Below are 7,997 nucleotides of genomic sequence, written 5' to 3' on the forward strand. Positions count from 1 at the left end.
CAGAAACACCAAAGGCCGCCGCACCGGGTGGTGCGGCGGCCCTCAGTTCGAGCGTGGGAGTGTGCGGGTCAGCGCACGTCGCCCATGAGCGCGCTCACCTTGTTGCGGGCCATGTAGACCGAGAAGCCGGCGAGCACCGCGGCCGCGGCCTCCAGGGCGACCATGCCCCGGCCGTTGAGGTCGACCCCGGCGATGGCGAGCATGCCGGTCACGCTGTCACCCGCGGTGACGGCGAGGAAGAAGACACCCATCATCTGCGAGGCGTACTTCGCGGGCGCCATCTTCGTGGTCAGCGACAGGCCCACCGGGGACAGGCACAGCTCGGCGACCGTGTGCATCAGGAAGATCAGCACCAGCCACCACATGGTGACCTTCGTGTCGCCGGTGGCCATCCCCATCGGGACGAGGAACACGAAGAACGAGGCGCCGGCCATCACCAGGGCGAAGGAGAACTTCACGATGGTGCTGGGCTCGCGGTTGCTGCGGGCCATCTTGATCCACAGCGCGGCGAAGACCGGGGCGAGCAGCATGATGAAGCCCGGGTTCAGCGACTGGAACAGGGTGTTCGGCATCTCCCAGCCGAAGATGTCCCGGGAGGTGTGGGAGTCACCGAAGAGGGACAGCGTCGACGCGCCCTGGTCGAAGATCATCCAGAAGATCGCGGCGGCCACGAAGAACCAGATGAACGCCGTCATCTTGGTCTGCTCTTCGGCGTTGAGGTCCCGGTCCCGCTTGATCTTGACCAGCACCGCGACCGGGATCAGCAGACCGGCCACGGTGATCGGGAGCAGCGCCCAGTTGAGGGTGAGCCGGTAGACGTCGGTGAAGGCCACCAGCAGGTAGAACGCCGCGATCACGGCGACGGCCACCAGCGTCTTGACGATGACACCGCGCTTCTCCTCGGACGACAGCGGGTTCGGGACCTTGCTGCTTTCCGCGGACAGGTGGCGGGAGCCGATCATGAACTGGATCGCGCCGAGCGCCATACCGACCGCGGCCAGGCCGAAGCCCAGGTGCCAGTTGACCTTCTCGCCGAGAATGCCGATCGCGAAGGGAGCTGCGAAGGCACCGAGGTTGATGCCCATGTAGAAGATGGTGAAGCCACCGTCGCGGCGCAGGTCCTTCGGGTCGCTGTAGAGCTGGCCGACCATCGTCGAGATGTTGGCCTTCAGCAGGCCCGAGCCGACCGCGACCAGGGCCAGACCGACGAAGAACATCGCCGAGCTGGGCAGGGCCAGGCACAGGTGACCGGCGACGATCACGATGCTCGCGATGGCCACGGTCTTGCGGGCGCCCCAGATGCGGTCGCCGATCCAGCCTCCGGGCATGGCCATGAGATAGACCATGGCCACGTAGACGGAGTAGATGGCCGTGGCGGTCGCCGCGGTGTACGCGAGGCCGCCGCCCTGGCTGCCGGTGGCCGCGTCGGCGCCGCCGGAGACCAGGTAGAGCACGAGCAGAGCACGCATGCCGTAGTAGGAGAAGCGCTCCCACATCTCGGTCATGAAGAGTGTGGCCAGTCCGCGGGGGTGGCCGAAGAAGGTCTTCTCGGAGCCAGGGGTACCGGCGGAGTCCTTCGTCAGGCTGGACGCCATGGGTCGATCCTCGTGTTTCGGGACGCGCGGCAAGAGCGTGTGCGCGCCCGGTGGGGGGCGGTCGGCACCGGGGTCTCACCGGCCTCACCCCCACGCCCGGGGGGTGTTCGCGCCCCTTTTCGGGGAAGGCGCAGGACGGCGACTCCGAGATCCACGCCCTGGACGCATCTTCACGCGCAGGGCCCGACCACAGGTCATTCCTTTCAAGGCTGGCAGAAGCCGGCCCGCACATAAAAGGGACCTAAGGCCGCACAGTGGGCCAAAGGTCCTTGCATAGTGCATCAGGCGTTGGGTCACCATACGCCACGACAGTGCGGCATATGGAAGGACTTGAGAGATGGATCACAGGTTTCGGTGGAACCGTCGGCCCACATTCCAAGGTGATCCCCAGGATCGCACCCCATAGCCGCAGGGGCCGACCGACAGCTGTCGATCACCCCACGGCGGTCCTCCGGTGCGGACTACCATCACTCCATGACCCGTGTACTGCTCGCCGAGGACGACGCGTCCATCTCGGAGCCGCTGGCCCGTGCCCTGCGCAGGGAGGGGTACGAGGTCGAAGTGCGTGAGGACGGCCCGACCGCCCTCGACGCCGGGCTGCAGGGCAGCGTCGACCTCGTCGTACTCGACCTGGGGCTGCCCGGGATGGACGGCCTGGAGGTGGCCCGCCGCCTCCGCGCCGGGGGTCACACGGCGCCGATCCTCATCCTCACCGCGCGTGCCGACGAGGTGGACACCGTCGTCGGCCTGGACGCGGGCGCCGACGACTACGTCACCAAGCCCTTCCGCCTCGCCGAACTGCTCGCCCGGGTCCGGGCCCTCCTCCGGCGCGGCGCGACCGAGCCGCAGCAGGCTCCGGCCACGCACGGCGTGCGGATCGACGTCGAGTCGCACCGCGCCTGGATGGGCGAGGAGGAGCTCCAGCTCACGGCCAAGGAGTTCGACCTGCTCCGGGTCCTGGTCCGTGACGCCGGGCGGGTGGTCACCCGTGACCAGCTGATGCGCGAGGTCTGGGACACCACGTGGTGGTCGTCCACCAAGACCCTGGACATGCACATCTCCTGGCTGCGCAAGAAGCTGGGCGACGACGCGGCGAACCCGCGGTACATCGCCACGGTGCGGGGCGTCGGCTTCCGCTTCGAGAAGAGCTGATCTCGCCCCTGGGCGCTGAGCAAGTGCCCCGTCAGGGGCGCGGGGAACTGCGCGAGCAACCCAAAACGACCCGCACCCGCCATAGGACCGCAGCACGCAGACGCGTCTGCGGCTCCGTCGCGGCCGGCCGCGCAGTTCCCCGCGCCCCTGACGGGGCGTCGATCGGCGACACTGAGTGAATGCGCCGCCGACTGATCAGCAGCACCCTCGCCGTAGTCCTCGTGGTCATCGCCGTCTTCGGCGTCAGCCTCGTCATCGTCGAGACGAGGACCATCAGCAGCAGCGCCCAGGAGCGAGTGACAAGTGAGGCGCTCCGCCTGGCCAGCGTCGTCGACAGCAGGCTCATCAGCGACGAGCGGATCAGCGCCCGGATCCTGCGGGACGTGGCCGCGGTCGACACCGACCGCTACGCCCTCATCGAGATCCCCGGCCGCGCCCCCATCGAGATCGGCTCCCGCCCCACCGGCGACGTCATCCGCGACACGGCCACGGGCGAGGAGGGCGAGAAGGTCACCGTCGAGGAGCCGCGCACCAGGGTCACCCAGGAGGTCGGCCGCACCCTCCTGATCATCGGCGCCGTGGCCCTCCTCGCGATCATCGCCGCCGTACTCCTCGCCGTACGCCAGGCCAACCGCCTCGCCTCGCCCCTCACCGACCTCGCGGAGACCGCCGAGCGCCTCGGCTCGGGCGACCCGAGGCCCCGCCACAAGCGGTACGGGGTGCCGGAGCTGGACCGCGTCGCGGACGTCCTGGACGGCAGCGCCGAGCGGATCGCCCGGATGCTGACCGCCGAGCGCCGCCTCGCCGCGGATGCCTCGCACCAGCTGCGTACGCCCCTGACGGCCCTCTCCATGCGCCTGGAGGAGATCACCGTCACCGAGGACCTGGACACGGTGAAGGAGGAGGCCACGATCGCGCTCGCGCAGGTCGAGCGCCTCACCGACGTCGTGCAGCGGCTGCTCACGAACTCACGCGACCCGCGCACCGGCTCCGCCGTCTCCTTCGACCTGGACGAGGTCGTCAAGCAGCAACTGGAGGAGTGGCGCCCCGCCTACCGCAGCGCCGGCCGCGCCATCGTCAGCTCGGGCAAGCGGCATCTGCGGGCCGTGGGCACCCCCGGGGCGGTCGCGCAGGTCCTGGCCGCCCTCATCGAGAACTCGCTCATGCACGGCGGCGGCACCGTCGCGCTGCGCACCCGCGTCACTGGAAACCAGACGGTCATCGAGGTCACCGACGACGGCCCCGGCGTCCCCGCCGACCTCGGCGCGCGGATCTTCGAGCGCACGATCAGCGGCCGCAACTCGACGGGCATCGGCCTCGCGGTCGCCCGGGACCTGGCCGAGGCGGACGGCGGCCGCCTGGAGATGCTGCAGACCAAGCCACCGGTCTTCGGCCTGTTCCTGTCACGTACGCCGCCGCAGAAGCGCGACCGGTGGCACGACGAGGAGACCGTGCGCTAGCGCGTGCCCCGCCCGGCAGGCCGCTTCCGGTCGGCCGCAACGGCGGTGGACGCGGTGGACGCCGTGGCCGCCGTGGAGCCGCCCTCCAGGAACGATTCCGCACGGGCGACCGTCTCCCGCGCGGGCAGCGCCTTGAAGACCCAGGTGCGGTAGGACCAGAAGCGGAAGCAGGTGGCGATGCCGATGCCCACGAACTTGAAGATGTTGCGCTGCAGCGGGCTGTCCCAGTCGAAGCCGTAGATCGCCGCGTACAGGACGCCGTTCTCGATCACCAGGCCGACCGCGCTGAAGACCAGGAACAGCGTGAGCTCCTTGGTGCGGGAGCTCTTGTCGCGGTCCCTGTACGTGAAGTAGCGGAAGCCCACGTAGTTGAAGGCGATGGCGACGACGGTGGCGATCACGTTCGCCCGCACGGCCTGCAGGTCGGTGGTGTGCCACAGCAGGTTGGAGACGCTGAAGTTCACCAGCGTGCCCAGGGCTCCCACGGCTCCGAACTTGGCCACTTCGCGCGCGAGCTGCTCCAGTCGCACCCGTAGTGCGCCACGTTCCTTCATGGTGGTCGCCCCAACCCCCGTCGTCGATTCGTTCGGTCTCGTCCTCGTCGACGTATGTGGTGATTCGGTCGCGTCAACCCAGCCATGCTAACCAGCGACCCCGTCCGTCGCTCGGGGACGCCTCCACACTGTGGCGGCTCTGTGACGGGAGAGGCCGTGCGGTGCGCGGAAACCGGCCGTTCCGAGGTGGCCGATACAGGCCGATACCCTGGGGGTGTGACGTTCCCGGTAGTCGGCATGGTCGGCGGCGGTCAGCTCGCCCGCATGACCCACGAGGCGGGTATCCCCCTCGGCCTGAAATTCAAGCTCCTCAGTGACACCCCTCAGGACTCCGCGGCGCAGGTCGTCGGCGATGTCGTCGTAGGCGACTATCGCGACCTCGACACGCTGCGCGAGTTCGCGAGGGGCTGCGACGTGATCACCTTCGATCACGAACACGTACCCACCGAGCATCTACGGGCCCTGGAGGCGGACGGTATCCCCGTGCGTCCGGGGCCCGACGCGCTGGTGCACGCCCAGGACAAGGGCGTGATGCGCAAGAAGCTCACGGAGATCGGGGTGCCCTGTCCACGCCACCGGATCGTGCGCGATCCGGCCGATGTGGCGGCCTTCGCGGCCGAGGGCGACGGCTTCCCCGTGATCCTCAAGACGGTGCGTGGCGGCTATGACGGAAAGGGGGTGTGGTTCGTACGTTCCGTCGAGGACGCCGAAGATCCCTTCCGGGCCGGTGTCCCCGTGCTCGCCGAGGAGAAGGTCGACTTCTCGCGGGAGCTCGCGGCGAACGTCGTCCGCTCGCCGCACGGCCAGGCCGTGGCCTATCCCGTCGTCGAGTCGCAGCAGGTCGACGGCGTCTGCGACACGGTCATCGCGCCGGCCCCCGGCCTCTCCGAGGACCTCGCGGGCCAGGCGCAGGAGCTGGCCCTTCGCATCGCGAAGGAACTCGGCGTGGTCGGCCACCTGGCGGTCGAGCTCTTCGAGACCCGCGACGGCCGCATCCTGGTGAACGAACTGGCGATGCGCCCGCACAACTCCGGCCACTGGACGCAGGACGGGGCGATCACGTCCCAGTTCGCCAACCACGTGCGCGCGGTGCTCGACCTGCCCCTCGGCGACCCGCGCCCGCGGGCGAAGTGGACGGTCATGGCCAATGTCCTGGGCGGCGACTACCCGGACATGTACCAGGCGTACCTGCACTGCATGGCGCGCGACCCGCAGTTGAAGATCCACATGTACGGCAAGGACGTGAAGCCCGGCCGCAAGGTCGGCCACGTCAACACCTACGGCGACGACCTGGACGACGTGCTGGAGCGCGCGCGCCACGCGGCCGGCTATCTCAGAGGGACGATCACGGAATGACCGCACCTGTAGGACCTGTGGGTCCCGTCGTCGGCATCGTCATGGGCTCGGACTCCGACTGGCCCGTCATGGAGGCCGCGGCCAAGGCCCTCGACGAGTTCGAGATCCCCTACGAGGTCGACGTCGTGTCGGCGCATCGCATGCCACGCGAGATGGTCGCGTACGGCGAGGAGGCGGCGGACCGCGGCCTCAAGGCGATCATCGCGGGGGCCGGCGGCGCCGCGCACCTGCCGGGCATGCTGGCCTCGGTGACCCCGCTGCCGGTCATCGGAGTGCCCGTACCGCTCAAGTACCTCGACGGCATGGACTCCCTCCTTTCCATCGTGCAGATGCCCGCGGGCGTGCCGGTGGCGACGGTCTCGGTGGGCGGGGCGCGCAACGCGGGCCTCCTCGCGGCGCGCATCCTGGCCGCGCACGACCCCGAACTCCTCGGCCGTATGCGGGAGTTCCAGCAGGAGCTGAACGAACAGGCCACGGAGAAGGGCAAGCGGCTGCGCACGAAGGTCGAGGGCGCGGGGTCCGGCTTCGGCTTCGGCTCGGGGAAGTGAGCGGCGTGACGTCCCCGGACAGCACGTCCCTCGCCGACGCCCGCGCCTTCCTCGCCGAGTTCCCGGTGGTCGACGGTCACAACGACCTGCCCTGGGCGCTGCGCGAGAAGGCCGGTTACGACATCGACCGCCTCGACATCGCCGCCGACCAGACGGGCAGCCTCCACACGGACATCGCCCGGCTGCGGGCGGGCGGTGTCGGCGCGCAGTTCTGGTCGGTGTACGTCCGCACCGACCTGACGGGCGACGCGGCGGTGAGCGCGACACTCGAACAGATCGACTGCGTCGAGCAGTTGCTCACGCGCTACCCCGGGGACCTGTGGCGCGCGCTGACGGCAGCGGACATGGAGGCGGCGCGCGCGGAGGGCCGCATCGCGTCCCTGATGGGTGCCGAGGGCGGCCACTCCATCAACAACTCCCTCGCGACCCTGCGGGCGTTGCACGCGCTCGGCGTCCGCTACATGACGCTGACGCACAACGACAACATCGCGTGGGCGGACTCGGCGACGGACGAGCCCGGCGTCGGCGGCCTCTCGGCCTTCGGCCATGAGGTCGTACGCGAGATGAACCGCAGCGGCATGCTCGTGGACCTCTCCCACGTGGCGGCGACGACGATGCGGGCGGCGCTGGACACCTCCGTGGCGCCGGTGATCTTCTCGCACTCGTCCTCCCGCGCGGTGTGCGACCACCCGCGCAACATCCCGGACGACGTCCTGGAGCGCCTGCCCGCCAACGGCGGCGTCGCGATGGTCACCTTCGTGCCGAAGTTCGTCCTCCAGGCGGCGGTCGACTGGACGGCGGCCGCCGACGAGAACATGCGGGCGCACGGCTTCCACCACCTGGACACGACGTCGGACGCGATGAAGGTCCACGCGGCGTTCGAGGAGTCGACGCCGCGCCCCGTCGCCACGGCGGCGACGGTCGCCGACCACCTCGACCACATGCGCGAGGTCGCGGGCATCGACCACATCGGCATCGGCGGGGACTACGACGGCACGGCGTTCACGCCGGACGGCCTCGACGACGTCGCGGGCTACCCGAACCTGATCGCGGAGCTCCTGACCCGCGGCTGGTCGAAGCCGGACCTGGCCAAGCTGACGTGGCGCAACGCGGTCCGCGTGCTCGCGGCGGCCGAGGACGTGGCACGGGACGAGCAGTCCAGGCGCGGTCCTTCGAACGCGACGCTCCAGCAGCTGGACGGCTGAGAGCGGTACTCGAGGCGTAGGGCGGGGGGGGGCGGGCGGGGGGCCCCCCCCCCCCCCGGGGGGCGGCCCCCCCAAACCCGGCGCACCCCCCCCCGCCGGGGGGGGACGAGCACCGACAGAAAAAAAA

General features: G+C 70.0%; 7 protein-coding genes. 5 read left to right on the top strand and 2 right to left on the bottom strand.

What is annotated here, in order from left to right; genetic code table 11:
• Nucleotides 1-68: 68 nt before the first annotated feature.
• Nucleotides 69-1,595: a peptide MFS transporter gene (locus tag ACWFRU_RS35510; RefSeq protein ID WP_453692214.1), complete on the bottom strand. Its 1,527-nt coding sequence runs from the start codon at nucleotides 1,593-1,595 to the stop codon at nucleotides 69-71.
• Between the two features lie 474 nt (nucleotides 1,596-2,069).
• Between ACWFRU_RS35510 and ACWFRU_RS35515 the strand changes: the two genes are divergently transcribed.
• Both ACWFRU_RS35515 and ACWFRU_RS35520 read left to right on the top strand, forming a co-directional pair.
• Nucleotides 2,070-2,747, top strand: coding sequence for a response regulator transcription factor (locus ACWFRU_RS35515; protein ID WP_453692215.1), 678 nt, complete (start codon nucleotides 2,070-2,072; stop codon nucleotides 2,745-2,747).
• Between the two features lie 179 nt (nucleotides 2,748-2,926).
• On the top strand, nucleotides 2,927-4,207 hold the full coding sequence (locus ACWFRU_RS35520) for an ATP-binding protein (protein ID WP_453692216.1): 1,281 nt from the start codon (nucleotides 2,927-2,929) through the stop codon (nucleotides 4,205-4,207).
• Here the strand turns inward: ACWFRU_RS35520 and ACWFRU_RS35525 are convergent.
• The gene (locus tag ACWFRU_RS35525; protein WP_453692217.1) at nucleotides 4,204-4,761 is read right to left on the bottom strand and encodes a GtrA family protein; all 558 of its coding nucleotides are present in this window, start codon (nucleotides 4,759-4,761) and stop codon (nucleotides 4,204-4,206) included. The two genes, ACWFRU_RS35520 and ACWFRU_RS35525, sit on opposite strands and share 4 nt — an antisense overlap.
• Nucleotides 4,762-4,998: 237 nt before the next feature.
• On the opposite strand from ACWFRU_RS35525, the gene ACWFRU_RS35530 reads away from it, so the two are divergent.
• From ACWFRU_RS35530 to ACWFRU_RS35540, 3 genes are read left to right on the top strand one after another with little or no spacing between them, the layout of a single operon-like run.
• Entirely contained in the window at nucleotides 4,999-6,117 is a 1,119-nt protein-coding gene (locus ACWFRU_RS35530) for a 5-(carboxyamino)imidazole ribonucleotide synthase (protein ID WP_453692260.1), read from the top strand.
• Nucleotides 6,114-6,665, top strand: coding sequence for a 5-(carboxyamino)imidazole ribonucleotide mutase (purE, locus tag ACWFRU_RS35535; RefSeq protein ID WP_453692218.1), 552 nt, complete (start codon nucleotides 6,114-6,116; stop codon nucleotides 6,663-6,665). The genes ACWFRU_RS35530 and purE overlap by 4 nt, the downstream gene beginning before the upstream one ends.
• A 5-nt stretch (nucleotides 6,666-6,670) precedes the next feature.
• A complete protein-coding gene (locus tag ACWFRU_RS35540) occupies nucleotides 6,671-7,870 on the top strand; it encodes a dipeptidase (RefSeq protein WP_453692219.1) in 1,200 nt (399 codons plus the stop codon).
• Nucleotides 7,871-7,997: the final 127 nt, after the last annotated feature.

The sequence above is a fragment of the Streptomyces sp. NPDC055099 genome (assembly GCF_053607685.1).